The sequence below is a fragment of the Pseudomonas sp. FYR_2 genome, assembly GCF_043106425.1.
Lineage (GTDB): Bacteria > Pseudomonadota > Gammaproteobacteria > Pseudomonadales > Pseudomonadaceae > Aquipseudomonas > Aquipseudomonas monteilii.
The window spans coordinates 55,931-79,773 of sequence record NZ_JBICMM010000016.1; the positions used below are offsets into that span (position 1 = coordinate 55,931).

Below are 23,843 nucleotides of genomic sequence, written 5' to 3' on the forward strand. Positions count from 1 at the left end.
TCCGGCCACTTACTGAGGGCCTATAGCTCAGTCGGTTAGAGCAGAGGACTCATAATCCTTTGGTCCACGGTTCGAGTCCGTGTGGGCCCACCAGCTTACAAGCCGCGCACTGCGCGGCTTTGTCGTTTCTACAGTCTGCTATTTCCCGTCTCCCTCACCTTTCACAACCCTTCGATGTGTCCACCGTGTGTCCACGCCCAGCCAGAGGGTTGAGATTGACCACATCGGCCAGATGGCCTGGACTGAAATGGGCGTATTTCTGAGCCATGGCTGTGAGCCAGCTGCAGAGTGAGGATGTCTCCACGTTATTTGGCACCCCTTCTTTGGGAGAAAGGCAGTAACTAGCGCCGAAGAACCGGTTGAACTTGTTCACATCTTGATACGGAAACATTAAGGTAGCAAATTGCCACATTCCGCCCTGGATGGCGCATCGCAGAGAACATGGAGTCGTTTTCTATCTCCCCCCATGTCAAGACGCATGCACTCAATCTCGCCCTGCACAGCGGCCTCGCGCAGGGTCGATTCGATTTCAGCCCCCAGCGCGTGAATTTTTCGATAGCACCGTTACGGTGCTATCGATGCAAGGAAATTGCGGCCGACGCTGCAACAGTTTCAGCGGTAACGCTGGTATTCGCCCGGGTTGGGCAGAAGAAAGAGGAAGGGGCATGCTGAGCACAAAGACAATGCAACGCACAGCTCTCGCTACGGCTATTGCCGTGGGGTTGAGTGGATGCGCAACGATCGATAAAACGCTGGGAGAGCGCTCCGGCAAATTCGCCTGTGGTGCCGGCGCGGTTCTCGGCTCGCTCGTCGTAGGCGGTGTTGTTGCTGCCGCTGGTGGCAACGGCAATCAGATTGCCGCAGGCGCTGTCGCTGGCGGAGCGCTGGGCTGCGCTGCACTGTATGCGTACAAGCAGCGTGTCGATCGTCTGAAGGCTGTGGCTGCCGAGCAGGGTCTCACCGCCGAAGTGCGGGAAGTAGAAATGGTTGATGCCAGCGGCCAGAAGAAGTCTGTCGGCGTGGAAGCCCAGATCGAAGTCGCCGAGATGTTCTCTTCGGGTTCGGCAACCCTGACCGCTGAGGGCTATCGCAAGCTGAGCATGATGGCACAAGAGTTCGCGCGTGATCGCGCAGCAACTCGGCCAGGTGTCCCCGCCAAGAAGCTCTTGGTGGTCGGTCACACCGACTCTTCGGGTGGTGCCGAACTTAACCAGAGACTGTCCGAAAAACGCGCTCAAACCGTCGCTGACATGATGGCTGCGATTGGCGTTCCGAAACAGGACATCTTCTTCCAGGGGGCAGGCTCCGCACGGCCTGTGGCAGATAACACCACCGATGCCGGCCGAGCGAAGAACCGCCGAGTGGAGATCGTCGAAGTCGACAACGAGCAGGTTCTGGCGCAACGCGTGCGTGACGAGCGTTCTAGCGCCAAGTACCTGGCTCATGGCACCGCCGTCGAGTCCAAGGTCAAAGCCAAGACGGTCGCCGCAAAGCCGAGCACCCCGTCCAAACCCATTCAGGTCGCTACTGCTGCGAAGCAGCCAGTGAGCACGCCCGCCAAGCTGGAAGCTCCGGTTATCAACAAGAAGGCCCCCGTACTGCCAACCACCCCGGCCCAGGATGTTGTGGTCCAACTCGGAGGTAAAGGCGGTATCGACTTCGGTGGTGTGCCGGTTACCACGACCACCTCGATGCTGTCGTCCCGCATTCAGCCGAAGAGCTCGACCTTCTCCATGATCAGCTCGGCATACGCCGATGCACCTGTCACCTCTTGCGTTGGGGACCTGCCGCGCGTCGAGGGTGAGGTGAAAAACCTGGCCACCGGTAAGGCGCTGAAAGACTACTCGACCACTGACTTCCTGCCAGGCCTCAACGGTGGAGTCTGGGCGAGCAAGGTCAATGGCCACGTGGCCGCAGTAGGCCCCGTTGCCGTGCTGCGTGACACGGGTGCAGCTGCCGGGGTGCCGATCATGCAGTTCACCTCGAACGTCGGTACCGCCAACAGGAAGGACTCTGCCCCCTTCAAGTCGGTCGCCAACACCTACGAAGGTGAGACTCAGGTGCTTTACCGCGTTTTCGCGCTCGACCAAAAGAGCACTCCGGTTTCCTGCATGGACATCGTGTTCGACAAACGTGCAGGCAATGCGGTGGCCGGCGAAATCTACTACCCGAAACAGGGTGACGCCTACGTGGCGCAGTTCCAACCGAAGAAGCGCGGCTAAGGAGAATTACCCATGCTCGAAACCATCCAGACGTTTTTCGCCCTCTACTGGCACATCGTCCTGCCAATCGTCCTGCTGACGTTCCTGGCCATCCCGATCATCACCAACTGGTACGAGGTGCGCTACGCCCTGATGAAGGCGCGCATCAACACCCCTTGGGTCGGCCGCCTGGCACATTGGGTCAAGAATCCGGGCTCGAAGGAGCAACCGACCCCGAAAAACCCGGAAGCTGTCGGCTTCTACGAGTCGGAAAACCAGCTGAACCTGAAATACGAAACCTACTACCGTGACCACCAGCCGTCGGAAGCGCACTTCAAGCGCTGCCAGGACTACCTGGGCAAGATCGGAGAAGACAACCGCAAAGAAAAAGGTTTCGGCATGTGGGCGATCATCATCGTACTGATGCTGATCGAGGCCACGGCTTTCGGCTACGCGCTCGCACCCTTTGCGTTGACGCTCGCAACCCCCGACACTGCCGTAGCAGGTGCATTTGGCATCGGGTTGGTCATATCGATCATCGGTGTTTTTCTGTCTGAGTTTGCTGGCCGTCAGCTATACCTCAACAGCATCGTCGGCAAGATCATGGGTTACGAGGAACTGCGTCACGGTGGTGCTGATGGCGACATGGTGTCCCGTGACATCGTGACCATCGATAACACCAACATCGATGACGGGCGCCCGGAATATCAGCGAATGCTGAACCGCGTGAAGGTGCCACAGGATGGCGCTATGCCGGCCAAGCGTTACGGCATCGTTATCGGTTATGCCGTGTTTATCGTCATCCTGGCCGTCGCTGCGTTCTGGGTACGTACCGAGACCCTCAATGCACAAGAGGCTGACCTGATCGCCAACCCTCCGGCTGTCTCGCAAGCAGCTGACGACTTCCCTGCCAGCGGTGAGGACGACTTCCCGTTGCCGGGCGACATGCAGTCCATCGCCAACGATACCGCTGGCAAATCTGCCCAGGACCAGATTGATGCTCTCCACCGCGCAAGCCTCGTGACATTTGCGGTGCTGAGTGCACTGTTCATTTTCATCCAGTTCACCTCCACCTTCCTGGCCTACACCTTCGGCTTCGCCGGTACCTACTCGCGCAAGGCTTGGGAGTTGGTGCACAAGTTCTCCAGCGCGAGTGAGTTCACGCGTTATCACGAAGCCAAAGCCCGCAGCATTGCCAATGACGCCCAATCAGCCCTCGGCAAGCTCCAGGCTCTTCAGCTGGCGCAATTCCGCGTGAAAGGCGGTGATCGCGAAGAGCTGCGCAAAGACAACGTACGCCGTACCTTCATCCGCTTCATTGAAGAGCAGGACGCGGGCAAAGCCTGGACTGATCAGAAAGCGATTGCTGAACAACTCGGTAAAGACAGCCGGGCGGTATTGGAAAACTACATCAAGAAGTCGACTGCTGACCTGAACACTGCCATTGCCAACAACGACTCTGCGAGGATTGATGAAATCATTCGGGTAGCCTTGCCACGGATGAATCAGATCGATGACCCGTCATTGTTCCAACTTCGCGACACCTTCAGAAGTGTAGCGAAAACCTTCGTAGCACCTGCCGCACCTGCACCTGCACCGACTGTGGCTGTTCAAGTGAATGTCCCAGTCGAAACCCAGCCTGTTGTGGCCGTCGTGCACGCTGCGCCAGTCGTCGAAACCGCCCCGGCAGTTGCCGCGCCTGTAGTCCAAGCTGCACCCGCGTCTGTTGCAGCAGCCCCTGTTGCAGCACCCGCTGCTGGCGGGTTCGACCCGAACCAGTTCGGTGACCTGACTGAGTTCCACGACGATGACCTGTCCTTCGTGGCCACCACCAAAGGTGTTGATCTCGACACCATCAAGCGCGCTCGTCGCCTGCAACTGATGGTCAAGCAAAGCACCCAGCGTGCCTAAGCCTGCACTGAGCGGCTGCGCCCTTGCGTAGCCGCTCTACCCACACCCCCTGGAGGCACCATGAATTTCAAGAGCCTGGCTCTGGCGCTGCTGCTCGCGCCTACCGCTCTGCTGGCGGCTGAACGTAATGACGTTCCGAGCTGCTACGCCCAAGCCCGCATCGACGAGTTCCGCACTTCGCCGTCCGGCCGGATGCTGACCGTGGTCGTGGACCAGACCACTCCCCTGACCCAAGACCTGCAACGAACTGCCTGGGGCCACATCAAGCGCTTCATGCAGCCAGGCGACAAGATCCGCCTGTACTCCTTCAGCGCGTACCTTGAAGGTCACTACACCCGCCTGCGCTACGCCGGCGAGCTGGAGCAACCAATCGACCCGAAGGTATTGGGTAGCGTACCGATGATGGCCACCCGTAAGTTCGAGTCCTGCCTCAAGCACCAACCTGCGCAGATGTTCCAAGGCTTCGGCAAGGTCTTTGCCGCCACCATGGGCAAGTCGAGCTCCGACATTCCCCGCAGTGAGATCCTGTTCAGCCTGAAAGCAGTGGGCGAGGACCTGGCCAAGGCTGAAGGCGTCAGCGAGCATGTCATTCTGCTGATGTCCGACATGCTGGAGTACAGCGACTTCGGAAGCTTCTATCAGTCCAACGGTATCCGTCAGATAGATCCGAAGGTCGAAATAGCCAAGGTCGAGAAGCAGAAACTGCTGGGTGATTTCAGCGGAGCGCGCGTCTACGTGCATGGCGCAGCCTTCGTACCGACCACTGCCAAAAACGGGTACCGCAGTGGAAAGATGATTCAGAACCTGGAGCAGTTCTGGAGCACTTACTTCAAGGAGTCGAACGCAAGTCTCGCCGGTTTTGGCAATCCAGAACTGACGGCGGCTGTCGAGTAGTTGAGGGACCACCAGATTCGACAAAGCCGCGCTCACGCGCGGCTTTTTCATGCTTGCCATTCAGTTGAGCATTTAGGCTCGCTTCTTCCGTGCACGCCCTTGGCCAATCAACCTGTTTGCGTACTGGCCAGACGAGCCACGAGATACGCTATTAGCCTCAGCCTCAGCCTCAGCCTCAGCCAACCGGAGTGCCTCCCACCCTTTCATAGCCAAGGCTACGGTCTTCGGTACGGGTTTTTCACCACTGCGATAGTAGGCCAACATACGCCTGCTCAGCCCCAGCTCCTGAGCTGCACGATCCAACGTCAGCCCATGCCTGGCCATCCAGTTCCAGATGAACTCATGTGAACACTCCCCTGCCTGTTCGACAGCTCTGGCACGAAGGTTGTCGGCGGCAAGTTCAAGATTTTCGTCACCGGCCCAGATGACCGTATCTTTCCACTCACCAATTGCGACCTTTGCGAACACCTTGGGATTGGCAAGCGGGGCCAACGTCGCGTGCTTTCCAATGATTTCATCCAGAACCACGGTGAATTGCTGGCCGTCCGCAAAGCTCAGCAGCAATGAACCAGGGGCGACCGCAGCCACCTCGGTCAGCTGGAATTGTTTGTTGGTCATGGATTCAGCTCCTCCCACATTGCTAGCAGTCGAGCCCTGTTCCGCGAAGCCCATTCAAGCGCTTCACTCATTTCTTGCAGGGAAACCCGCGAAGCGCCGAAGCCGACCATCGGGGTCAGGTCATTGATCGCGATCAGTGCCTGACGACCATCACTGAGTCGCAGATGGAAATGCGGCGGCAGATGATCATTTGCATACAGGCAGACTACGCAATTGGACAACCGATGGATCGTGGGCATGGGCTAATCATACAGTGCAATGGTTGCACTAGACAGTTCCCGTTTAGCAACACGCTTACAGCCCCAAAAATGTAACTATTATGGTTACATGTCTCTTCAGGCCAGCGCGGTCGCTGTAGAAGCGGTCTTGCCCTGATTGGCAGTCGCTCGCTAGGCTAGCAGGCCAACCGAAGAGACTCGTCATGTCGGATTCCCGCTCCATCACGCTGGATGAGATCGATCGCCAGCTGATCGCCCTGCTGCAAATCAACGCCCGCGAAAGCGTCGCCACACTCGCCCGCCAATTGGGTATCGCCCGGACCACCGTCAACTCGCGCCTGGAGCGGCTGGAGAAGAACAAGGTCATCTCCGGTTATGGCGTGCGCTTGGGTCAGCGGGTGCTGGGTGGCGGGCTGCAGGCGTATGTGGGTATCAAGGTGCAGCCGCGCTCCGGCAAGGAAGTGGTGCGGCGCCTGAGTGCCATGGGCCAAGTCCAGCAGCTGTGCGCAGTGAGCGGCGAGTTCGACTACGTGGCCTGGCTGCTTACGGATTCGCCTGAGCAACTGGACCAGTTGCTCGACCAGATCGGCAGTGTCGACGGGGTGGAGAAGACCACCACGTCAATCATTCTCAGCAGCAAGGTGGACCGTGGGCAACCACTTTGAAATGGCACTCGGACTGTACAGCGATCTAAGTAACACGCTGCAACTCACTACGCCTTAGGTGTAGCTCGAATGCGTATAGGCTGGCTAGCGATGGATTGACATACCTCGTGGCCAACACGAAACTATACGCAGATAACGTACACACCATGGAAGCAGTTTTTGTCGAGCTCCCCCCTTTCGAGCGGCATCGTGCCAGCTATCTGAGTGACGAGGGTTTTCGTTCCTTGCAGCGCTTCTTGATGAACGGTCCGCTTGCCGGAGATGTGATCAAAGGCACAGGTGGCCTCAGAAAGCTGAGGTTCTCTGATGCTCAACGTCACAAGGGGAAGCGAAGTGGCATCCGCGTCATCTACTACTTCTGGCTTCCTGGCAGTCAGTTCTGGCTTTTCACCGTGTACGGGAAAGACATGCAAGATGACTTGAGCGACACCGAGCGAAAAATACTGCGAACCCTGCTCGAGCGCGAATACCTGTCGAGGACAAACCATGCACCGCAACCTGTTCACTGAGCTCACTGAAGGCTTCGATGCACTAGCTGAAGATCGCCAAGGCAAGAAAACCCTGCGCTCGCACAAAGTCAGCTTCACCGAGCTTGCCCCCTTGGCACCTAACGAACTGTTAGAGCTCCGCCAGCGCCTCAACATGTCCAGGGCGCTGTTCGCAAATTATTTACGGACCAATGCCAGAACGCTGGAGAATTGGGAGCAAGGCCGTTCCAGGCCCAATGCACAGGCCGTCGCATTGATTCGTCTTGTACAGAAGTTTCCCGAGACGGTGAATCACTTGGCATCCCTGACCTGAATCGTCATAAATATCATTTAAATGGTAAATATGACGACAAAAGCTACATTCAGACACCACTCTGTGCCTTATTAACGAACACTCCACTCCCTAAAATGACCTCCAGCCATCTCCTATACTCAGGCTCCGCCACCCGCGCAGCCCCTCTGGCAAGGTCACTTCATGAACAAGAAAAACCGCCACCCCGCCGACGGCAAAAAGCCCATCACCATCTTCGGCCCGGATTTCCCCTTCGCTTTCGACGACTGGCTGGAACACCCCGCAGGCCTGGGCAGTATTCCGGCTGAGCGCCACGGTGAAGAAGTGGCCATCGTGGGTGCCGGTATTGCCGGCCTGGTGGCGGCCTACGAGCTGATGAAGCTAGGCCTCAAACCGGTGGTGTATGAGGCCTCCAAACTGGGCGGCCGGCTGCGCTCGCAAGCCTTCAATGGCACCGACGGGATCATCGCCGAGCTGGGTGGCATGCGCTTTCCGGTATCGTCCACTGCCTTCTACCACTATGTGGACAAATTGGGCCTGGAAACCAAGCCCTTCCCTAACCCGCTGACGCCGGCCTCGGGCAGCACCGTGATCGACCTGGAAGGCCAGACCTACTACGCCGAAAAAACCACCGACTTGCCCAAGCTGTTCCACGAAGTGGCCGACGCCTGGGCCGACGCGCTGGAAAGTGGTGCCCAGTTCGCCGACATCCAGCAAGCCATCCGCGATCGGGATGTACCGCGCCTCAAAGCGCTGTGGAACAAGCTGGTACCACTGTGGGACGACCGCACGTTCTACGATTTCGTCGCCACCTCACGCTCGTTCGCCAAACTGAGCTTCCAGCACCGCGAAGTGTTCGGCCAGGTCGGCTTCGGCACCGGTGGCTGGGACTCGGACTTCCCCAACTCGATGCTGGAAATCTTCCGCGTGGTGATGACCAACTGCGACGACCACCAACACCTGGTCGTCGGTGGTGTGGAGCAGGTGCCACAAGGGATCTGGCGTCATGTGCCGGAGCGCTGCGCCCACTGGCCGGAGGGCACCAGCCTGAGCGGCCTGCATGGCGGCGCGCCACGAACGGGGGTGAAACGCATTGCCCGTGCCGCCGATGGCCGCCTGGCGGTCACCGACAACTGGGGCGACACCCGCCACTACGGCGCCGTGCTCGCCACCTGCCAGACCTGGCTGCTGACCACCCAGATCGACTGCGAGGAATCGCTGTTCTCGCAAAAGATGTGGATGGCCCTGGACCGCACCCGCTACATGCAGTCGTCGAAGACGTTCGTCATGGTCGACCGACCATTCTGGAAGGACAAGGACCCGGAAACCGGCCGCGACCTGATGAGCATGACCCTCACCGACCGCCTCACCCGCGGCACCTACTTGTTCGACAACGGCGACGACAAGCCGGGGGTGATCTGCCTGTCCTATGCGTGGATGAGCGATGCGCTGAAAATGCTGCCGCATCCGGTGGAAAAGCGCGTGCAACTGGCCCTGGATGCGCTGAAGAAGATCTATCCGAAAACCGATATCGCCGGGCACATCATCGGCGATCCAATCACCATTTCGTGGGAGGCGGATCCGCACTTCCTGGGCGCCTTCAAGGGCGCACTGCCGGGTCACTACCGCTACAACCAGCGCATGTACGCACACTTCATGCAGCAGAACATGCCCGCCGAGCAGCGCGGCATGTTCATCGCCGGTGACGATGTATCGTGGACACCCGCCTGGGTGGAGGGCGCGGTGCAAACGTCGCTGAATGCGGTGTGGGGTATCATGAACCACTTCGGTGGCCACACCCACCCGGACAACCCAGGCCCGGGCGATGTGTTCGATGAAATCGGCCCTATTGCCCTGGCAGACTGAATCAAGGAGGCGTCATGCGCATCGCTTTGTTCCAGGGCACACCCAAGCCACTGGACGTGCCCGGCAACTTGCAACGGCTGCGCCATCAGGCACAGTTGGCAGCCGAGCGCGGCGCACAGCTGCTGGTGTGCCCGGAGATGTTCCTGACCGGCTACAACATCGGCCTACCCCAGGTCGAGCGCCTGGCCGAAGCTGACGATGGCCCGGCGGCCATGGAGGTAGTGGAAATCGCCCAGACCCACCGCATTGCCATTGTCTATGGCTACCCGGAGCGGGCAGATGATGGCGCGATCTACAACAGCGTGCAGTTGATCGATGCCCATGGCCGCAGCCTGTGCAACTACCGCAAGACCCACCTGTTTGGCGAACTGGACCGTTCGATGTTCAGCGCAGGCCCGGACCACTTTCCGGTGGTCGAGCTTGAAGGCTGGAAAGTCGGCCTGCTGATCTGCTACGACATCGAGTTCCCGGAAAACGCCCGACGCCTGGCGCTGGCGGGTGCCGAGCTGATCCTGGTGCCGACGGCGAACATGGCGCCGTATGACTTCATCTGCCAGGTGACCGTAAGGGTACGGGCGCAGGAGAACCAGTGCTACCTGGTGTATGCCAATTACTGCGGCGCGGAAGGCGAGATCCAGTATTGCGGGCAGAGCAGCATCATCGGCCCGGATGGTAGTTTGCTGGCCATGGGCGGGCGGGATGAATGCCTGTTGCTGGCGGAGCTGGAGCATGAGCAAGTGGTGCATGGGCGGCAGGCATTTCCTTATCTGACTGACCTGCGACAGGAGCTGCATCTGCGTAAGGGCTGACGAACTCTTCGCGGGTAAACCCGCGAAGAGGCCGAGCCTGCAAACAAATGGGTTAGCATGGACAGCAGCAACCGGAGCCCCCATGCCTGACGCCATCCGCCACCTCACCCTCGCCAACGGCCTGCAACTGACCCTGCGCCACGCCCCGCGCCTAAAGCGTTCGGCCGCTGCCCTACGGGTACATGCGGGTAGCCATGACGCACCGGGCAAATGGCCGGGCCTGGCCCACTTCCTCGAACACCTGTTCTTCCTAGGCACCCCACGCTTTGCGCTGGACGACGGCCTGATGCGTTACGTGCAGACCCTGGGCGGCCAGGTCAACGCCAGCACCCGGGAACGCACCACCGACTTTTTCTTCGAAGTGCCGCCCAATGCCTTGGCCGGGGGCCTCGAGCGCCTGTGCCAGATGCTCGCCGAACCGGATCTGGGCATCGAGCGCCAACGCCGCGAGCGTGAAGTGATCCACGCCGAGTTCATTGCCTGGTCACGCAACCCGCAGGCCCAGCAGCAATTCACCTTGTTGCAATCAGTGTCGCAAGGCCATCCGTTGGGCGCATTTCATGCCGGCAACCGGTATACCCTGGCCCTGCAGGCCCCTGCCTTTCAGCAAGCACTTACGGGCTTCCACCAACGCTTCTACCAGGGCGGGCAGATCGTCTTGAGCCTGTGCGGGCCGCAGCCGCTGGATGAGCTGGAGCAACTTGGCCGGCAGCATGCGACGCTGTTCGCCACAGGCAAGCATGTGCCGCAAGTCGAACCGCCGCCATTGTCGGCGACGGCTACACCACTGGCCTTCACTCACGAAAACCTCCCGGCAGGTGCCGAGCAAGCGCTGGAGCTGCTGATCGCCTGCCTCGGCGACAGCCGCCCGGGTACCTGGCTGGGCGCACTTCGCGCGCGTGGATGGCTGCAACGTTTCAAGGCCGAAACACTGTATGCCTTTGCCGGCCAGCTGCTGTGGCACCTCGACCTTAAGCTCAGCGCCGACGCCTGCGCAGACGAAGCCAGCGCCCTGTTGCGAGGCTGGTTCAGCTTCATCCGCCAGGCCGACCTCGAGCTGTTGAACCGCGAATTCGGCCTGCTGCAACACAGTCGCGAACGCAGCGCCAGTGCACTTGAACTGGCCCGCCGTGACAGCACGGGGCAGCCGTTCGCCAAGTTGGATGCGCACGGTTTGCAGGCCCTTCAAGCCGTGCTGCAAGGCCTGCCATGCAACGTGTATGGCGAATGGCACATGCCCTTGGTCGACCCCTTGCTGATGGCTGGTCTACCCAGTGCGAGTACAAAGCCTGTACCGGCAGCACTGCGGGTCAGTGAGCTGCTTCCTGGCGCCCGCCAATACGCAGCGCTCTACCTGCGCTGGCACGTACCCTCAACGCTGCGCCAACGTTTGCAGGGTGTGCTCGAACAGGCCCTGGCGCCACTGCAGGAGCGCTGTGAACGCGCCTCGGTACAACTGCAATTCACGGCTGCCGGGGAGTACTGGCAGTTGCGCTGCGCCGGGCTACCGGCAGCGGTGCTGCGGGCAGTAACGCAGGCCTTGGTTTTGATCGTCAGCCCCCCGGCCAGATGCTGGTTGCCTTGCACAACGCCACCAGCGGCCCTGATCCCCATCAGGGCCTTGCTCAAGCAACTGCCTGACGCGGTGCTCGGCACCCCGCCCCCTGCTGTGCCTGCCTGCACGCTGGAGCAGCAGCAACTCGACAAGCTGTGGCAGCACACACGCTGGCACGGCCTGGCCGCAGGCTTCGACGATTCAGCCCGGAGCGCCCTGGGCACTGCGCTGCAGCACTGCCCAGGGCACGGCTCGCTACCAAGCCCCCTGCGCACCTGGGCCAACCGCCGTTGGCAGCATGCCGAAGTACCGGGCAGTGAACATGCCTTACTGCTGTTCTGCCCGCTGCCTGCAACCCGCGAAGCCAGCGGCCGCTTGCTCGCGCAACTGCTGCAAGGGCCGGTTTACCAGCGGCTGCGGGTGGAGCTGCAACTTGGCTATGCGGTATTCAGTACCTTTCGTCAGATAGAGGGAGTCGGCGGCCTGTTGTTCGGGGTGCAATCGCCGCACACCCACCAGGCACAGATCCTCGACCACCTGCTCACGCTACTCAGCAAGGGTGTCACCCTTGACCCAGACACCCAGCAGGCCCTGGCCAGTCAATTCGATGAACCGGCCATGGCCAACGCCGATGTCGCCGAATGGGCGTGGCAGACACACCTGGCTACACAACCCGGCAGGCTGGATACGTTGCGCAGGGCTATTCTGAACACGCGGCAGACGGATCTGGACCACCTGCTGGGTAACCTGCTCGATGCAGACGCCTCCTGGTTGTGTTTGGCCAACGCTGCCGCGCCAAGCCCTACGTGGAAGTGATCCAGGCCCGTGATTGTTACGCAAAATGCAACGGCACTTTTCGAATAATTAACCTTCCAGTACAAATTTTTCTTGTAAGATAGCGCAATCCCAGTTCCGGGAACCTCCAGTGCGTGGTGGTACCCAAGTAGTAACTGAGCAACCCCAAACCCATCCGGAAGGAGTAATCCCATGTGGACCAAACCTGCATACACTGATCTGCGTATCGGCTTCGAAGTCACCATGTACTTCGCTAACCGCTAAGCCCGGCTTAGGGTTCCACGCCTCGGCCTGCCGGGGCGTTTTCGTTTTTCCGATCCGGTTTTTTGCATAGAGAGTGGCCATGTACATCCAGGTTCTCGGCTCCGCCGCCGGTGGCGGGTTCCCGCAGTGGAACTGCAACTGCGTCAACTGCAAGGGCTTTCGTGACGGCACCCTGCGGGCCACTGCGCGCACTCAGTCGTCCATCGCCCTGTCCGACGACGGCGTACACTGGGTGCTGTGCAATGCCTCGCCCGACATCCGCGCCCAGCTCCAGGCCTTCGCGCCGATGCAGCCAGCCCGGGCCCTGCGCGACACCGGCATCAACGCCATCGTGCTGCTGGACAGCCAGATCGACCACACCACCGGCCTGCTCAGCCTGCGTGAAGGCTGCCCGCACCAGGTGTGGTGCACCGACATGGTCCACCAGGACCTCACCACCGGCTTCCCGTTGTTCAACATGCTCAGCCACTGGAACGGTGGCCTGCAGTGGAACCGCATCGAGCTGGAAGGCAGCTTCGTTATCGAGGCCTGCCCAAACCTCAAGTTCACCCCATTCCCTCTGCGCAGCGCCGCACCGCCTTATTCGCCGCACCGCTTCGACCCGCACCCGGGCGACAACCTGGGCCTGCTGGTCGAAGACACCCGCACCGGCGGCAAGCTGTTCTACGCTCCAGGCCTGGGCCAGGTGGACGACAAGCTGCTGGCGATGATGCACGGCGCCGACTGCCTGCTGGTCGACGGCACGCTGTGGGAAGACGATGAAATGCAACGCCGTGGCGTGGGCACTCGCACGGGCCGCGAAATGGGCCATCTGGCGCAGAACGGCCCGGGCGGCATGCTCGAAGTGCTGGACGCTTTCCCGCGTCAGCGCAAAGTGCTTATCCACATCAACAACACAAACCCGATTCTCGATGAAGACTCCCCGGAGCGCGCCGAAGTCCAGCGCCGCGGTGTGGAAGTTGCCTTCGACGGAATGAGCATTGAGTTGTAAGGAGGCCTGATGAGCGACGCATTGCCAATGTCCCCTGCCGAATTCGAGCAGGCCCTGCGCGCCAAGGGCGCCTATTACCACATTCATCACCCGTACCACGTGGCGATGTACCAAGGCCGCGCCACCCGTGAGCAGATCCAGGGCTGGGTGGCCAACCGCTTCTACTATCAGGTCAACATCCCGATGAAGGATGCCGCGATCCTGGCCAACTGCCCTGACCGCGAAGTACGCCGCGAGTGGATCCAGCGCCTGCTCGACCACGACGGCGCGCCTGGCGAGGACGGCGGCATCGAAGCCTGGTTGCGCCTGGGCCAGGCTGTCGGCCTGGACCCGGACCAGCTGCGTTCGCAAGAGCTAGTACTGCCCGGCGTACGCTTTGCCGTCGATGCCTACGTCAACTTCGCCCGCCGCGCCAGTTGGCAGGAAGCAGCCAGCAGTTCGCTGACCGAGTTGTTCGCCCCGCAAATCCACCAGTCGCGCCTGGACAGCTGGCCACAGCACTACCCGTGGATCGACCCGGCCGGCTACGAATACTTCCGCACCCGCCTGGGCCAGGCTCGTCGTGACGTAGAGCACGGCCTGGCGATTACCCTGCAGCACTACACCACCCGCGCGGGCCAGGAGCGTATGCTGGAGATCCTGCAGTTCAAGCTGGATATCCTCTGGAGCATGCTCGACGCCATGAGCATGGCCTACGAGCTGAACCGCCCGCCCTATCATTCCGTCACCCAGGAACGGGTGTGGCACAAGGGAATCACCCTATGAGTTTCGACCGCAATCAGGTGCCGAACTGGCGCCCCGGCTACCGCTTCCAGTACGAACCGGCGCAGAAAGGCCATGTGCTGCTGTACCCCGAAGGCATGATCAAGCTCAACGACAGCGCCAGCCTGATTGGCGGCTTGATCGACGGCCAGCGTGACGTGGCCGCCATCATCAGCGAACTCGAACAGCAATTCCCCGATGTCCCGGAAGTGGCCGAAGACATCGAGCAGTTCATGGAGGTGGCCCGTGCCGAACACTGGATCGTCCTCGCCTGAGTTGCCGCCCACGCCGGAGGTCGGCCTGCCGCTGTGGTTGCTGGCCGAGCTCACCTACCGCTGCCCGCTGCAATGCCCGTACTGCTCCAACCCGCTGGACTTTGCCGCCCAGGGCCAGGAGCTGAGCACCGAGCAGTGGTTCAAGGTCATGGCCGAGGCTCGGGAGATGGGCGCGGCGCAAATCGGCTTTTCCGGCGGTGAACCGCTGGTGCGCCAGGACCTGGCCGAACTGATCGGCGAAGCCCGCCGGCTGGGTTACTACACCAACCTGATCACCTCGGGCATCGGCCTGACCGAAGCGCGTATCGCGGACTTCAAAAAGGCCGGCCTGGACCATATCCAGATCAGCTTCCAGGCCAGCGACGAGCAGGTGAACAACCTGCTGGCCGGTTCGAAGAAGGCCTTTGCGCAAAAGCTGGAGATGGCCCGCGCCGTGAAGGCCCACGGCTACCCGATGGTGCTCAACTTCGTCACCCATCGGCACAACATCGACAAGATCGACCGCATCATCGAGCTGTGCATCGCCCTTGAGGCCGACTTCGTCGAGCTTGCCACCTGCCAGTTCTACGGTTGGGCGCACCTCAACCGCCTGGGCCTGCTGCCGACCCGTGCGCAACTTGAGCGGGCCGAGCGCATCACCAACCAATACCGGGACAAACTCAAGGCCGAGGGCAACCCCTGCAAGCTGATCTTCGTCACCCCGGACTACTACGAAGAGCGCCCGAAGGCCTGCATGAATGGCTGGGGCAACCTGTTCCTCACCATTACCCCGGACGGCACCGCGCTGCCCTGCCACGGCGCCCGCCAGCTGCCGGTGCAGTTCCCCAATGTACGCGACCACGACCTGCACCATATCTGGTATGAGTCGTTTGGCTTCAACCGCTTCCGTGGTTACGAGTGGATGCGCGAACCGTGCCGCTCCTGTGACGAAAAAGAAAAGGACTTCGGCGGCTGTCGCTGCCAGGCCTTCATGCTGACCGGCGATGCCAGCAACGCCGACCCGGTGTGCGCCAAGTCGGCCGACCACCGCATCATCCTCAAGGCCCGCGAGGAGGCGGAAAGCGCCCAGCTCGCCATTGAACAGATGACCTTCCGCAATGAACGAAACTCCCGTGTCATCGCCCGTGGCTGAATTCAGCGCGGCGCAGGCCGTTGCCGCCGGCACCGACTTCGCCGAACTCAAAGCCAGTGCCGACGGGCTGTTCTGGATCGAGTTTCGCCCGGCCGATGGTGCTTGCCGTATCTGGCACTGGCTGTACCACCAGGCCCGCTGCCTGACACCGGATGGCTTCAGCGTGCGCAGCCGGGTCTACGAGTACGGCGGTGGTAGCTTCTGCCTGGGTGGCGACGGGCTGGTGTTCGTCAACGAGAAGGACCAGCAGGTCTACACCCAGCCGCTGGACGATTCGCAACCGCGTGCGCTGACCGAGGATGCCAGCTGCCGCTACGGCGATGTGCAGTGGCACGATGGCCAGTTGCTGGCCGTCGAGGAACGCCATGCCGAGCAGGTGGAGCATCGGCTTGTCGCGTTGAGTGAGAGCGGCCGGGTGGTGCTCGCCGAGGGCGCCGATTTCTACGCCTCACCCACGGTGAGTGCAGATGGCATGCGCCTGGCGTGGATCGAATGGAACCGACCGGCACAGCCCTGGACTATCACCCGATTGATGTGCCGCGCACGCGACAGCAGTAGCCAGTGGGGCCCCGTGCAATGCATCGCCAGCAATGATGAGTCGCTGCAACAACCGCGTTTCGATGCCGAAGGCCGGCTCTACTGCCTGTCCGACCGCAATGGCTTCTGGCAGCCCTGGGGGGAAGTCGATGGCCACTGGCAGGCGTTGCCTGCCGAGGCTGCCGACCATGCTGCTGCGCCCTGGCAATTGGGTACCTGTACCTGGTTGGCACTGGGGCCGCAAAGCTATCTGGCGAGTTGGTTCAAAGACGGCTTCGGGCAACTGGGGCTGCGTAACACCGATGGGCGCATGGAGCGTTTCGCCAGTGGCTACACGCGCTTTCGCAGCCTGGCCATGGACAGCGATCACCTTTATGCCATTGCCGCCTCGCCCATCAGCCCGCCTGCAGTGATTGCCGTCGACCGCAGTAACCACGAAGTACGTGTGCTGGCCGGGGGGGCCGAGATACTGCCGGCAGGGCAAATCAGCCTGCCGCAGTCGATTCACTATGGCCGTGACGGCGAGCGGGCCCACGGATTCTTCTACCCGGCAGCGCACTCGCAAGGCGCCACACCGCTGGTGGTGTTCATCCACGGCGGGCCGACCTCGGCCTGTTATCCGGTGCTCGAGCCTCGCATCCAGTACTGGACCCAGCGCGGCTTTGCCGTGGCCGACCTGAATTACCGGGGCAGCACCGGCTATGGCCGGGACTACCGCAAGGCGTTGCACCTGCGCTGGGGCGAAAGCGATGTGGCCGATGCCTGCGCGGCGGTCGAGTACCTGGCGGCTCAGGGCCTGGTCGACAAACGCAAGGCGTTCATCCGTGGCGGCAGCGCCGGTGGCTACACCACCCTCTGTGCCTTGGCCTTCCACGACGTGTTCCGCGCCGGTGCCAGCCTGTACGGGGTCAGCGACCCGGTTGCCCTGGGCCGGGCCACGCACAAGTTTGAGGGCGATTATCTGGACTGGCTGATCGGCGATCCGCAACAGGATGCCGAGCGCTATCGCCAGCGCACACCGCTGCTGCATGCGGGGCAGATCAAGGTGCCGGTTATTTTCTTCCAGGGTGAGCTGGACGCGGTGGTGGTGCCGGAGCAGACGCGGTCGATGCTGGCGGCGTTGCAGGCTAACGGGATCGAGGCTGAAGGGCACTTCTATGCGGGTGAGCGGCATGGGTTCCGCAAGGCAGAGAACCTGGCCCATGCATTGGAAGAAGAGTGGAAATTCTATTGCAGGGTGTTGGAGGGCTGAGATTTTGGGGCCGCTTTGCGGCCCCAAAGGCCTCAACGTTTGGCGATGATGTACACCGCATGCACGATCCCCGGAATGTAGCCCAGCAAGGTCAGCAGAATATTCAGCCAGAACGCCCCGCCAAACCCCACCTGCAAGAATACGCCCAGCGGCGGCAGGATGATGGCGATGATGATGCGAATAAAGTCCATGCGAGTCTCTCCTGAAGGGGTTATCTCACAGACTAGCCGCCCACCGCAGAGGTTCCACAGGCAAAAAAAACGCCCCGGGCCGAATGAAACAGGCCAGGGGCGATGCGCAGGAACGCCAGACGGTTCGTTGAATGCTCAGTGTTGCTACACAGTCAGGCCGGCACTTCGCGGCGGGCCTGCTGCTGGGCATGAAGACGGGCAAAAGCACGTGCCAGGCGCAGCAGCATTTCGTCGATGTTGCCCTTGCTCACGGTCAGCGCAGGTGAAAAGCGCACCACATCCGCTTGCGGCGCATTGAGCAGCAGGCCTTCGTGCAGCGCCGCAGCCACCAGTTCACGGGCCAGGTTTTCTTTGAGTTGCAGCGCCCACAGCAGGCCTTGCCCACGCACTTCGCCCTGGCCATAGCGCCCGGCTAGCCGGCTCAGGCCTTCACGCAGGTGACGGCCGTTGTCCTGCACATGCGTGAAAAAACCAGGCTCCAGCACGGTGTCCAGCACCGCCAGGCCGGCAGCGCACATCAGCGCATTGCCGTGGTGGCTGCCTTCCAGTTCGCCAGGCTCGGCGCAGCACGCCGTACCCCGAGCCAGCAAGGCGGCCAGTGGCACCCCACCGCCCAGGCCCTTGCCCAGGGTGATGATGTCGGCACGCACGCCGTAGGTTTCCTCGGCCAGCAGCGCACCACAGCGGCCAATACCGGTCTGCACTTCATCGAGGATCAGCAGGATGCCCAGTTCGCGGCAGAGCGTTTCCACACCCTTGAGGTATTCCTGGGTGGCCGGAATCACGCCCGCCTCGCCCTGGATCGGCTCGAGCATGATCGCCACGGTGCGTGAATCCACCTCGGCGTGCAGTGCTGCCAGGTCGTTGAACGGCACCTTGCTGAACCCCGGCAGCCCAGGCTCGCAGCGGTTGCATGGCAGCGGGTCGGACGCCGACAGTGCACCCAGGCTGCGGCCGTGACAGGCCTGACTGGCCGTGATGATGTGATAGGCCCCGTTGCGGTGCAGTTGGCCCCACTTGCGCGCCAGCTTGATCGCGCCTTCGCAGGCCTCGGCACCACTGTTGAGCAGGTAGGCCTGGTCGCTGCCAGTGCTCTGACACAAGCGGTTCACCAACCCCAGCAAGCCACGGCTATGGAAGCCCGAACCCGGGTTGATCAACGCCTGGGCCTGGTTGCCCAGCGCTTTCACCAGCACGCTCGGGCTGTGGCCCAGGCTGTTGACCGCGCCGCCTTGAGTGAAGTCCAGGTAGGCATGCCCTTCACTGTCCCACAACCAGGAGCCTTGGCCGCGCACGAACACCTGCGCTGCGCGCTCGGCGCTGGGCATCAGGCGATCACGCGACAGCTCAGCGGCTTGCGGCACGATCACCGGCGCACGCTTGGGCTCGGCGGCAGCGACAGGGGCCGAGCGGCGCAGGTTGAACAGGTTCATCAGGGCTCCAACCAATCACGGTAAGGGGCGGCAACGGTGCGGTCTTGGTGCCGGCACTCGATATTTTGCCTTGCCTATCAAAAGTGTTTTTCATCCGGAGTAACAATCGACCGATTCATCGCTGTAACCCGTTGGAATACGGCGATAGACTAGGCTTCGCAAGGGTTTTCGACCATTTCGTTTTTCCAGCATTTTCGATAAGTGTTACTTATGGATTTCCGCCAACTGCGTTATTTCGTCGCGGTGTATGAAGAAGGCCACGTGGGCCGCGCTGCAGAACGCCTGTCGCTGTCCCAGCCGGCACTCTCCCAGCAGATCCGGCAGCTGGAGCACAGCCTTGATTTGAGCCTGTTCGAGCGCAGCAACAAGCGCCTGTTGCCTACCTTGGCTGCCCATACCCTGTACAACCATGCCTTGCCCTTGCTTGACGGCCTGCAACGCGCCCACGAGGCCATGCGCAACTTCAAGGGCCAGTCGCTGCGCACCCTGGCCATCGGCGTGCTGCAGACCGTGCGACCGAGCCTCGTGCCACAGCTGCTCGAACGGCTGCGCAAGGCTCAGCCGCACCTTGTCGTGCAGATCTACGAGTTGTCGGGGCTGGAGATCGAACGGCGCCTGCTCAACGGCAGCCTAGACATCGGCATCAGCTACCTGCCGCCGCGCCAGCCCGGGTTACATGGCCTGCTGCTGTATGAAGACGAGCTGCAACTGGTCATCCCCGATACTCACGCGCTGAAGGACTTCAAGAAGGTGTCTATCCGCCAGGCTGCCGAATTGCCCATGCTGATGCTGGGCGAAGAATTCCAGATCCGTCAGATCTGGCAGGCGCAACTGGCCAGCCAAGGCCGCCGGCCGCAGGTTCAGGCAGAGATGAACAACATGGCGGGGATTCTCGACAGCCTGGCGCACACGGCACTGGCGACCATCCTGCCGGGGCGGGCCAAGGAGGCCGCCGAAGATGATCAGGGGCTGTTGTGGAAGCCCTTGAGCGAGCCACGGGTGCCGCTGAAGGTTGGCCTGGTGTTCCGCGATGCCCAACGCCAGCAGGCCTCTGTGGAGCTACTGCGCACGCTGCTGGAAGAAGAGACGGACGCCCGCCTGTTGGGGGCATCACCGCTGGATGTGCTGGCCTGAAAAAACACGCGCACAAAGAAAACCCCGCCGAAGCGGGGTTTTCCAGACTGTTTCCCTGTGACATCCGTATCGCCCCGCCATCCTGGCAGGTGGTCCTTCGTCGTCTTCCTTGATCTGTCCTTTGCGCTTCCTGCGCAACGTCCATGTGGTAAAGATTAACCGTGGATCCAATCTGAGAACAGTGGTGAAAAGTCACCACGTCGTGTAGGAAAAAGCTTACAACGGGGATTCATCCCCAGACATACCGAAAATCGGGGCCGCCAAGCGGGCCCCAAATACGTCAGAACTGCTCGGCATCCAGCAGGTACAGCGATTCACTGCCCGCCTTCACCGAAGCCACCAGCGAATCCACCCGTGGCAGCAACCGCGCAAAGTAGAACCGCGCCGTACCCAGCTTGCCCGAGTAGAACGCCTCGTCGCCCTCACCCGCCTGGGCCGCCCGTGCCATCAGTGCCCACATATAGCCGTAGGCCACATAACCAAACGCATGCAGGTACTCGACCGAAGCCGCGCCGATTTCATTCGGGTTGCCCTTGGCCTGTTCCAGCACCCACTCCGTCAGCCCGTCGAGCTGGTCGAGGCTGGCCGCCAACGGCTTGGCAAATTCGTCCAGCTCGCCAGTTGCGCTGGCAATGAACTGGCGGATCTCGTCGGAGAACAACCGGTAGTACGCGCCACCGCTGGCCACCACCTTGCGCCCCATCAGGTCGAGGGCCTGGATGCCGTTGGTGCCTTCGTAGATCTGTGTGATGCGCACATCACGCACCAACTGCTCCTGCCCCCATTCGCGAATGTAGCCATGCCCGCCGAACACCTGCTGGCCATGCACCGCGCACTCCAGCCCCAGGTCGGTGAGGAATGCCTTGGCCACTGGCGTGAGCAGCGCCACCAGCTCTTCGCTGCATTTGCGCACGGCGGCGTCTTCGCTGTACTTGGCGCTGTCCAGCTGCATGGCCACGTAAGTGGAGAAGGCGCGGCCGCCCTCGATCAGCGCTTTCATGGTCAGCAGCATACGGCGCACGTCCGGGTGGACGATGATCGGGTCGGCGGCCTTGTCCTTGGCCTGTGGGCCAGTCGGGGCACGGCTCTGCAGGCGGTCGCGGGCGTATTCCACGGCGTTCTGGTAGGAGCGTTCGGCCGAGGCCAGGCCCTGGATGCCAACACCCAGGCGCTCGTAGTTCATCATGGTGAACATGGCCGCCAGGCCCTTGTTCGGCTCACCGACGATATAGCCGACTGCTTCGTCGAAGTTCATCACGCAGGTAGCCGAGGCCTGGATGCCCATCTTGTGTTCGATCGAACCGCAAGTGGCCGGGTTGCGTGCACCGAGGCTGCCATCTTCGTTGACCAGAAACTTCGGCACCAGGAACAGCGAAATACCTTTCGGCCCCGCCGGTGCGTCCGGCAGCTTGGCCAGCACCAGGTGGATGATGTTCTCGGTCAGGTCGTGCTCGCCACCGGTGATGAAGATCTTGGTGCCGCTGACCTTGTAGCTGCCATCGGCCTGGGGCTCGGCCTTGGTACGGATGATGCCCAGGTCGGTGCCGGCGTGCGGCTCGGTCAGGCACATGGAACCGGCCCATACGCCGGCATACAGGTTCGGCAGGTACTTTTCCTTCAGCGCTTCGCTGGCGTGGGCATTGATCGACAGGCAGGCACCGGCGGTCAGCATCGGGTACAAGCCAAAGGCCAGGCTGGAGGCGTTGACCATTTCCTCGACCTGAGCCGAGATGGCCTTGGGCATGCCCATGCCGCCGAACAGCGGGTCGCCGCCCACGCCGACCCAACCGCCTTCGGCGTAGGTGTTGTAGGCCTCGATGAAACCGGCGGGGGTGCGCACTGCGCCGTTGTCCCAGTGGCAACCTTCTTCATCGGCGGCGCGGCTGAGCGGCGCGATGGACTTGGCGGTGACCTTGCCGGCTTCCTCCAGCACGGCCAGAGCGGTGTCGGCATCGACAACGTCAGCCAGCCCGGGCAACTGCGCCCACTGCTCGGCCACGTTGAAGACTTCATTCAGTACGAAGCGCATGTCGCGCAGGGGCGCTTTATAGTCAGCCATGACAACCTCTCGCTAGTCGGGTCGGGGCGGTCTCGGGGAACCGCGACACAGGGGTTATTGGCAGTGTAACCGAACAACTTTTACGAGACATAGGGTCATCAACTGACCATGCAGTATTGCCCGGTCACGCCGTGCGTACGGCTCCGCGCTGCGATTGTTGCCCATGGACCATGACACAATTGCGCCCCGCGCCTTTGGCGCTGTACAGCGCCTGGTCGGCGGATTTCAGCACCGCCTCGGGGTTGCGATGATCGGCCTGGCGCTCGGCCACGCCGATACTGATGGTGACCGACACCGTGCCGCCACTGCTGCCCGCCCGGCGCTGGCGCCCGGCCGTATCGTCCTGCGGGCGGTTGTGCTGATCGCGCAGGTGCATCACATAGTTGGCGATCACCTCACGCACCGCTTCCACGTGGGGCACGCACTCCTCGGCTGTCTTGCCCGCGAACACCAGGGCGAACTCCTCGCCGCCATATCGGTAGGCCCGGCCGCCGCCGGTCACCTTGGACAAACGGCTGGCCACCAGGCGCAACACCTGGTCTCCCACGTCGTGGCCATGGGTATCGTTGAATTTCTTGAAGTGGTCCACGTCGGTCATGGCGATCACATAATTGCGCCCCAGGCGCTGCATGCGTTCGTTCAGCGCGCGGCGCCCCGGCAGGCCGGTCAGCTCGTCGCGGAAGGCCATCTGGTAGGCCTCATGCGCTACCGCTGCGGCGATCATCAACATCACCTGGCTGCACATGATGTTAAGGGTGAATGGCAGGATGAAGGTTTGCGGCAGCATCCAGAAAATGCCCAGCAGGCCGGTCAACTGCGCAGCATGCAGCGGCCTGGGGGCACGCAGGTATTGCACCACCAGCAGGATGAACACAACGAAGAACAGTGGGTAAACGATCTGGATCAGGCTCATCCACTGGCCATGCAAGGCTGGCCAGCGGATTTCCGCCAACCAGCTCAGCAGCGCTTCGGGGTAGCTTTGTTCGAGGGCCACCGCCACGCTGCCCACGGCAAACAGCACAGCGCCGCGGGCAACCAGGTCCTGCAGCAGGTGGGTACGTTCCTGCCAGGCGCCATACAAGCCGAACAGCGTGGGCAGCAACAGGCACACCAGGTGGAAGATCACCGCCGCGTCCTCGCGCACGCGGCCATGGTCACGGTAGAAGTCGGTCTGGGTGTCGAGCAGAAAGTAGGCGATGTACACCGTAAGCATCAGGAACAGCTCACGTTGCCGACGGTACACGGCACAGTACGCGCCGCCCAGCAGCAGAACCAACGTAGGCAAGACATTGAACAGCGATGTGAAGAAGACGCTGAGGTCTCTCACATAGGCTGCGGCGAGCCCTGCCAGCAACAAGAACAGCGAAGGCAGGAAGTGGCTTGCGCGAACAGCATTAAGACGAAACAAGGGTAATCTCCAACCCGGCAGATCAATAGTGGCATTGTGCCCTTACTTCATCGGCAGTGCACATGAACAGTTGAATTTGCCGTTGGGTCAATT

The 23,843-nt window shown here is 61.6% G+C and carries 22 protein-coding genes and 1 tRNA gene; 17 read left to right on the forward strand and 6 right to left on the reverse strand.

Features of this window, described 5'->3' with window-relative positions:
• Positions 1 to 16 precede the first annotated feature (16 nt).
• The 4 genes from ACF8R4_RS06280 to ACF8R4_RS06295 all read left to right on the forward strand — a co-directional run bounded on the left by ACF8R4_RS06280 (position 17) and on the right by ACF8R4_RS06295 (position 5,006).
• A tRNA-Ile gene (locus ACF8R4_RS06280) sits at positions 17 to 93 on the forward strand.
• 572 nt (positions 94 to 665) lie between these two features.
• Positions 666 to 2,222 carry an OmpA family protein gene (locus tag ACF8R4_RS06285; RefSeq protein WP_060499075.1) on the forward strand — a complete coding sequence of 519 codons (1,557 nt, stop codon included), beginning with the start codon at positions 666 to 668 and terminating at the stop codon, positions 2,220 to 2,222.
• 12 nt (positions 2,223 to 2,234) lie between these two features.
• Positions 2,235 to 4,112, forward strand: a complete 1,878-nt coding sequence (locus ACF8R4_RS06290) for a hypothetical protein (protein ID WP_060499076.1) — start codon at positions 2,235 to 2,237, stop codon at positions 4,110 to 4,112.
• Positions 4,113 to 4,172: 60 nt separating this feature from the next.
• Positions 4,173 to 5,006: a hypothetical protein gene (locus ACF8R4_RS06295; protein WP_223624630.1), complete on the forward strand. Its 834-nt coding sequence runs from the start codon at positions 4,173 to 4,175 to the stop codon at positions 5,004 to 5,006.
• A 72-nt stretch (positions 5,007 to 5,078) separates the two neighbouring features.
• Here the strand turns inward: ACF8R4_RS06295 and ACF8R4_RS06300 are convergent, their stop codons facing one another.
• Together ACF8R4_RS06300 and ACF8R4_RS06305 are read right to left on the reverse strand one after the other, a co-directional pair.
• Complete coding sequence (locus tag ACF8R4_RS06300) at positions 5,079 to 5,624, reverse strand: DUF2442 domain-containing protein (protein WP_392491919.1); 546 nt, start codon at positions 5,622 to 5,624, stop codon at positions 5,079 to 5,081.
• Positions 5,621 to 5,863, reverse strand: coding sequence for a DUF4160 domain-containing protein (locus ACF8R4_RS06305; protein WP_082426392.1), 243 nt, complete (start codon positions 5,861 to 5,863; stop codon positions 5,621 to 5,623). Before ACF8R4_RS06305 ends, ACF8R4_RS06300 begins: the two co-directional genes overlap by 4 nt.
• 182 nt (positions 5,864 to 6,045) lie before the next feature.
• On the opposite strand from ACF8R4_RS06305, the gene ACF8R4_RS06310 reads away from it, so the two are divergent.
• The 12 genes from ACF8R4_RS06310 to ACF8R4_RS06365 all read left to right on the forward strand — a co-directional run bounded on the left by ACF8R4_RS06310 (position 6,046) and on the right by ACF8R4_RS06365 (position 17,525).
• On the forward strand, positions 6,046 to 6,507 hold the full coding sequence (locus ACF8R4_RS06310) for an Lrp/AsnC family transcriptional regulator (protein ID WP_016484597.1): 462 nt from the start codon (positions 6,046 to 6,048) through the stop codon (positions 6,505 to 6,507).
• A 146-nt stretch (positions 6,508 to 6,653) separates the two neighbouring features.
• Positions 6,654 to 7,016 carry a hypothetical protein gene (locus tag ACF8R4_RS06315; protein ID WP_060499092.1) on the forward strand — a complete coding sequence of 121 codons (363 nt, stop codon included), beginning with the start codon at positions 6,654 to 6,656 and terminating at the stop codon, positions 7,014 to 7,016.
• Positions 6,994 to 7,308: a DNA-binding transcriptional regulator gene (locus ACF8R4_RS06320; RefSeq protein ID WP_060499078.1), complete on the forward strand. Its 315-nt coding sequence runs from the start codon at positions 6,994 to 6,996 to the stop codon at positions 7,306 to 7,308. The genes ACF8R4_RS06315 and ACF8R4_RS06320 overlap by 23 nt, the downstream gene beginning before the upstream one ends.
• Positions 7,309 to 7,470: 162 nt before the next feature.
• Positions 7,471 to 9,153, forward strand: a complete 1,683-nt coding sequence (locus ACF8R4_RS06325; protein WP_060499079.1) for an NAD(P)/FAD-dependent oxidoreductase — start codon at positions 7,471 to 7,473, stop codon at positions 9,151 to 9,153.
• Between the two features lie 14 nt (positions 9,154 to 9,167).
• Positions 9,168 to 9,962 carry a carbon-nitrogen hydrolase family protein gene (locus tag ACF8R4_RS06330; protein WP_060499080.1) on the forward strand — a complete coding sequence of 265 codons (795 nt, stop codon included), beginning with the start codon at positions 9,168 to 9,170 and terminating at the stop codon, positions 9,960 to 9,962.
• Positions 9,963 to 10,044: 82 nt separating this feature from the next.
• Positions 10,045 to 12,333, forward strand: coding sequence for a pyrroloquinoline quinone biosynthesis protein PqqF (gene pqqF / locus ACF8R4_RS06335; protein WP_104833563.1), 2,289 nt, complete (start codon positions 10,045 to 10,047; stop codon positions 12,331 to 12,333).
• A 171-nt stretch (positions 12,334 to 12,504) separates the two neighbouring features.
• The gene (gene pqqA, locus ACF8R4_RS06340) at positions 12,505 to 12,576 is read left to right on the forward strand and encodes a pyrroloquinoline quinone precursor peptide PqqA (RefSeq protein WP_003243383.1); all 72 of its coding nucleotides are present in this window, start codon (positions 12,505 to 12,507) and stop codon (positions 12,574 to 12,576) included.
• Positions 12,577 to 12,655: 79 nt separating this feature from the next.
• Positions 12,656 to 13,567 carry a pyrroloquinoline quinone biosynthesis protein PqqB gene (gene pqqB / locus ACF8R4_RS06345; protein WP_060499082.1) on the forward strand — a complete coding sequence of 304 codons (912 nt, stop codon included), beginning with the start codon at positions 12,656 to 12,658 and terminating at the stop codon, positions 13,565 to 13,567.
• A gap of 9 nt (positions 13,568 to 13,576) precedes the next feature.
• Positions 13,577 to 14,332 carry a pyrroloquinoline-quinone synthase PqqC gene (gene pqqC / locus ACF8R4_RS06350; protein WP_003255592.1) on the forward strand — a complete coding sequence of 252 codons (756 nt, stop codon included), beginning with the start codon at positions 13,577 to 13,579 and terminating at the stop codon, positions 14,330 to 14,332.
• Positions 14,329 to 14,604, forward strand: coding sequence for a pyrroloquinoline quinone biosynthesis peptide chaperone PqqD (gene pqqD, locus ACF8R4_RS06355; RefSeq protein WP_060499083.1), 276 nt, complete (start codon positions 14,329 to 14,331; stop codon positions 14,602 to 14,604). The genes pqqC and pqqD overlap by 4 nt, the downstream gene beginning before the upstream one ends.
• Positions 14,576 to 15,736 (forward strand): pyrroloquinoline quinone biosynthesis protein PqqE, encoded by a 1,161-nt coding sequence (gene pqqE, locus ACF8R4_RS06360; RefSeq protein ID WP_060499084.1) that lies wholly within the window; start codon positions 14,576 to 14,578, stop codon positions 15,734 to 15,736. Before pqqD ends, pqqE begins: the two co-directional genes overlap by 29 nt.
• Entirely contained in the window at positions 15,702 to 17,525 is a 1,824-nt protein-coding gene (locus tag ACF8R4_RS06365) for a prolyl oligopeptidase family serine peptidase (RefSeq protein WP_392491924.1), read from the forward strand. Before pqqE ends, ACF8R4_RS06365 begins: the two co-directional genes overlap by 35 nt.
• 32 nt (positions 17,526 to 17,557) lie before the next feature.
• Here the strand turns inward: ACF8R4_RS06365 and ACF8R4_RS06370 are convergent, their stop codons facing one another.
• Both ACF8R4_RS06370 and ACF8R4_RS06375 read right to left on the reverse strand, forming a co-directional pair.
• Positions 17,558 to 17,716 carry a YqaE/Pmp3 family membrane protein gene (locus ACF8R4_RS06370; RefSeq protein ID WP_009681539.1) on the reverse strand — a complete coding sequence of 53 codons (159 nt, stop codon included), beginning with the start codon at positions 17,714 to 17,716 and terminating at the stop codon, positions 17,558 to 17,560.
• Positions 17,717 to 17,868: 152 nt separating this feature from the next.
• Positions 17,869 to 19,149 carry an aspartate aminotransferase family protein gene (locus ACF8R4_RS06375; RefSeq protein ID WP_104833565.1) on the reverse strand — a complete coding sequence of 427 codons (1,281 nt, stop codon included), beginning with the start codon at positions 19,147 to 19,149 and terminating at the stop codon, positions 17,869 to 17,871.
• Between the two features lie 210 nt (positions 19,150 to 19,359).
• On the opposite strand from ACF8R4_RS06375, the gene ACF8R4_RS06380 reads away from it, so the two are divergent.
• A complete protein-coding gene (locus ACF8R4_RS06380; RefSeq protein ID WP_060499087.1) occupies positions 19,360 to 20,283 on the forward strand; it encodes a LysR family transcriptional regulator in 924 nt (307 codons plus the stop codon).
• Positions 20,284 to 20,563: 280 nt separating this feature from the next.
• Here the strand turns inward: ACF8R4_RS06380 and ACF8R4_RS06385 are convergent, their stop codons facing one another.
• Entirely contained in the window at positions 20,564 to 22,342 is a 1,779-nt protein-coding gene (locus ACF8R4_RS06385) for an acyl-CoA dehydrogenase C-terminal domain-containing protein (protein ID WP_392491927.1), read from the reverse strand.
• A 124-nt stretch (positions 22,343 to 22,466) separates the two neighbouring features.
• Complete coding sequence (locus tag ACF8R4_RS06390; protein WP_060499089.1) at positions 22,467 to 23,750, reverse strand: diguanylate cyclase; 1,284 nt, start codon at positions 23,748 to 23,750, stop codon at positions 22,467 to 22,469.
• Positions 23,751 to 23,843: the final 93 nt, after the last annotated feature.

Coding starts and splice junctions, on each gene's coding strand:
- pqqD (WP_060499083.1), top strand. CDS start 14,329: ATGAGTTTCGACCGCAATCAGGTGCCGAACTGGCGCCCCGGCTACCGC.
- ACF8R4_RS06305 (WP_082426392.1), bottom strand. CDS start 5,863: ATGCCCACGATCCATCGGTTGTCCAATTGCGTAGTCTGCCTGTATGCA.
- pqqF (WP_104833563.1), top strand. CDS start 10,045: ATGCCTGACGCCATCCGCCACCTCACCCTCGCCAACGGCCTGCAACTG.
- ACF8R4_RS06320 (WP_060499078.1), top strand. CDS start 6,994: ATGCACCGCAACCTGTTCACTGAGCTCACTGAAGGCTTCGATGCACTA.
- ACF8R4_RS06380 (WP_060499087.1), top strand. CDS start 19,360: ATGGATTTCCGCCAACTGCGTTATTTCGTCGCGGTGTATGAAGAAGGC.
- ACF8R4_RS06295 (WP_223624630.1), top strand. CDS start 4,173: ATGAATTTCAAGAGCCTGGCTCTGGCGCTGCTGCTCGCGCCTACCGCT.
- ACF8R4_RS06315 (WP_060499092.1), top strand. CDS start 6,654: ATGGAAGCAGTTTTTGTCGAGCTCCCCCCTTTCGAGCGGCATCGTGCC.
- ACF8R4_RS06325 (WP_060499079.1), top strand. CDS start 7,471: ATGAACAAGAAAAACCGCCACCCCGCCGACGGCAAAAAGCCCATCACC.
- ACF8R4_RS06385 (WP_392491927.1), bottom strand. CDS start 22,342: ATGGCTGACTATAAAGCGCCCCTGCGCGACATGCGCTTCGTACTGAAT.
- ACF8R4_RS06310 (WP_016484597.1), top strand. CDS start 6,046: ATGTCGGATTCCCGCTCCATCACGCTGGATGAGATCGATCGCCAGCTG.
- ACF8R4_RS06375 (WP_104833565.1), bottom strand. CDS start 19,149: ATGAACCTGTTCAACCTGCGCCGCTCGGCCCCTGTCGCTGCCGCCGAG.
- ACF8R4_RS06290 (WP_060499076.1), top strand. CDS start 2,235: ATGCTCGAAACCATCCAGACGTTTTTCGCCCTCTACTGGCACATCGTC.
- ACF8R4_RS06285 (WP_060499075.1), top strand. CDS start 666: ATGCTGAGCACAAAGACAATGCAACGCACAGCTCTCGCTACGGCTATT.
- ACF8R4_RS06365 (WP_392491924.1), top strand. CDS start 15,702: ATGAACGAAACTCCCGTGTCATCGCCCGTGGCTGAATTCAGCGCGGCG.
- ACF8R4_RS06300 (WP_392491919.1), bottom strand. CDS start 5,624: ATGACCAACAAACAATTCCAGCTGACCGAGGTGGCTGCGGTCGCCCCT.
- pqqC (WP_003255592.1), top strand. CDS start 13,577: ATGAGCGACGCATTGCCAATGTCCCCTGCCGAATTCGAGCAGGCCCTG.
- ACF8R4_RS06370 (WP_009681539.1), bottom strand. CDS start 17,716: ATGGACTTTATTCGCATCATCATCGCCATCATCCTGCCGCCGCTGGGC.
- pqqB (WP_060499082.1), top strand. CDS start 12,656: ATGTACATCCAGGTTCTCGGCTCCGCCGCCGGTGGCGGGTTCCCGCAG.
- ACF8R4_RS06330 (WP_060499080.1), top strand. CDS start 9,168: ATGCGCATCGCTTTGTTCCAGGGCACACCCAAGCCACTGGACGTGCCC.